This window comes from Streptococcus pseudopneumoniae (genome assembly GCF_001074565.1).
In the GTDB taxonomy this organism is placed as follows: domain Bacteria; phylum Bacillota; class Bacilli; order Lactobacillales; family Streptococcaceae; genus Streptococcus; species Streptococcus pseudopneumoniae_J.
The window spans coordinates 1-2,317 of record NZ_JUQX01000010.1 but is presented as its reverse complement, the minus strand read 5'-3'; the positions used below and the strand labels follow the sequence as shown (position 1 = coordinate 2,317).

The 2,317-nt window shown below is 33.6% G+C and carries 3 protein-coding genes and 1 pseudogene; 3 read left to right on the top strand and 1 reads right to left on the bottom strand.

The features are described from left to right. Positions 1–92: 92 nt before the first annotated feature. From ADI74_RS01140 to ADI74_RS11165, 3 genes are all read left to right on the top strand, one after another. A complete protein-coding gene (locus tag ADI74_RS01140) occupies positions 93–311 on the top strand; it encodes a DUF3173 family protein (protein ID WP_049536509.1) in 219 nt (72 codons plus the stop codon). After that, positions 304–1,494: a tyrosine-type recombinase/integrase gene (locus ADI74_RS01135; RefSeq protein WP_049536506.1), complete on the top strand. Its 1,191-nt coding sequence runs from the start codon at positions 304–306 to the stop codon at positions 1,492–1,494. The genes ADI74_RS01140 and ADI74_RS01135 overlap by 8 nt, the downstream gene beginning before the upstream one ends. Before the next feature lie 93 nt (positions 1,495–1,587). Next, positions 1,588–1,764: a hypothetical protein gene (locus ADI74_RS11165; RefSeq protein WP_158085821.1), complete on the top strand. Its 177-nt coding sequence runs from the start codon at positions 1,588–1,590 to the stop codon at positions 1,762–1,764. A gap of 81 nt (positions 1,765–1,845) precedes the next feature. Here ADI74_RS11165 and ADI74_RS01130 read toward each other — a convergent pair. Further along, a pseudogene (locus tag ADI74_RS01130) lies at positions 1,846–2,317 on the bottom strand (GMP synthase (glutamine-hydrolyzing)); the annotation flags it as partial.

Genomic DNA, 2,317 nt, shown 5'->3' with positions numbered 1-2,317 from the left:
TGGAATAGATGCAAAAAAAAGATGCGTGAAAATCAATCACACATCAAAATAAAAAACCAAGATAATTATAACATAAAGAAAGGGAAAATAGTATGTTTGTTGTAAAAAAAGATTTAATGAAATTAGGATTTTCAAGTTGGCAAGCTATGATGTTAGTAAAACAGGCTAAAGCAAAATTAGCTAGTCAAGGTTTAACTTGGTATGAAAGTAAAGGTTTAGGACGTGTACCACTTGAAACGGTAGAAGAAATCTTGGGTGTGAAAATAGATGAAGCCAGTCTAGTAGATTTGGAAGTAAAAGAAGATGCCTAAAATATCTAGTATCTATCCTATGGGGAATGGCACGTATAGAGCAACTGTTTCTCTAGGTTTTGATGTTCAGACTGGTAAAAGAATACAAAAGTTTAAAAATGGCTTTAAAACGCAAAAGGAAGCTCAAGAGTGGCGCTTACGTATGCTTGCTGACTTTGGTAAAGGTTCTATAACCGTTAATAGCACAATGACTTTTAAAAAGTTTCTTGATGACTATTTTATACCAGATTATAAAAGTCAAGTAAGAAAACGTACTTTTGATATGACACAATCTAAATTTAAAAGACTGTCATATTTTGAAAATATGAAGTTATCAGATATTCAAGCACCTCATGTAAAGCAGTGGCAAAATGCAATGTTTATAGAGGGATTGTCTAATAATTATATTCGTTCTGTTCATCAAATATTACAACAAGTTTTTGATTTAGCAGTTAAATTGGGTATGTTGTCAAATAATGTTGCTAAGACGGTAGGAAACGTAAAAAAAGACCGCCCTAAAGTTGATTTTTGGACGGTGGAAGAATTTCAGCTATTCATTAGTACATTTGATAAATCTAATATCTATGAATTATTGTACTTTACTACATTTTGGTTTTTCTTTATGACTGGAGTTAGAACAAGTGAATTACAAGCAGTTGAATGGTCGAAAATAGATTTTGAAAAAGGTACAGTTTTAATAGACTGTTCAATGTATTATAAAAGCCAAAAAGAGTGGTATCTTACTGATACAAAATCTATATCAGGTGTAAGACTTTTGTATCTTGATGATGATACATTAGAACATTTGAAATATTGGAAGAAAGCACAATCTCAGATAGGAGAATGTAAATTTGTATTTTCCATAGCAGATAGTCCGTTGGTAAAATCAACTCTTAAACGTGTTCTAAAATCTCATAGTGATTACGCAAAAATAAAATCAATAAGGATCCACGATTTAAGGCACTCTCATGCCAGCTTTATGCTCTCTCTAGGAATGAATGATTTAGAAATGCAAAATCGTCTAGGACATGCTGATATTAAGACAACACTTGGAACGTACTCTCATTTAAGACCAAATGCTATGAAAGAAGTAGCTACTAGAATGACTGGGAAAGTAGTGGTGAGTGATAATAATATCAGAAAAAGTAAATTTAATGGTAATCAGCATACTAAAAATTTTCAATCTAAAGTTTTGTCTGACTAGCGAAGTCTGTCCGATTAAACTTTAGATTCCTACGGTAAACTATTGAAGTTTACCGTATTATTAGTTATAATTCATATACAAGGGAGCAGTATAATGGAAAAAGAAAATGTTATTGGTGAGTTTGAATATAATAATGATTTTTACCGTGTTTATGAATTGCGTGAAGATAATGAAGATTATGCTAGAATTGTTAGCGACTCTAAGAAAGGTATGTATATAGAAAGTACCAAAAGGGTTAAAAAGATATTAGGTTTAAATACTGAAAAATAGTTTTTGTTGTTATATTGTTGTTAAAGCAAAATAAAAAGCCTTAGAAATATTGATTTCTAGGGCTTTTTTAGCTCATTAACTCTATTCCCACTCAACAGTTGCAGGTGGTTTACTTGTGATATCATAGACGATGCGGTTGACGTGATCAACTTCGTTTACGATACGTACAGAAATCTTTTGAAGGACATCCCAAGGAATTTTGGCAAAGTCAGCTGTCATACCATCGATAGAAGTGATTGCACGAATGGCGATTGTGTAATCATAAGTACGACCATCACCCATAACACCTACTGAACGAACGCCTGTGTTGACAGTGAAATATTGCCAGATATCGCGGTCAAGACCAGCTTTAGCGATTTCTTCACGAAGGATAGCATCAGACTCACGAACAGTTTCAAGTTTTTCTTCAGTGATTTCACCCATGACACGGATCGCAAGTCCTGGCCCTGGGAATGGTTGACGCCATACGATGTGGTCTGGCATACCAAGCTCTGTACCAAGGGCACGAACTTCGTCTTTATAAAGAGTGTTCAATGGTTCAATCAGTTCAAAC

What these genes read in the sequence shown, in the direction of transcription:
- ADI74_RS01135 (WP_049536506.1), top strand. Translation starts at nt 304, where the DNA reads ATGCCTAAAATATCTAGTATCTATCCTATGGGGAATGGCACGTATAGA.
- ADI74_RS01140 (WP_049536509.1), top strand. Translation starts at nt 93, where the DNA reads ATGTTTGTTGTAAAAAAAGATTTAATGAAATTAGGATTTTCAAGTTGG.
- ADI74_RS11165 (WP_158085821.1), top strand. Translation starts at nt 1,588, where the DNA reads ATGGAAAAAGAAAATGTTATTGGTGAGTTTGAATATAATAATGATTTT.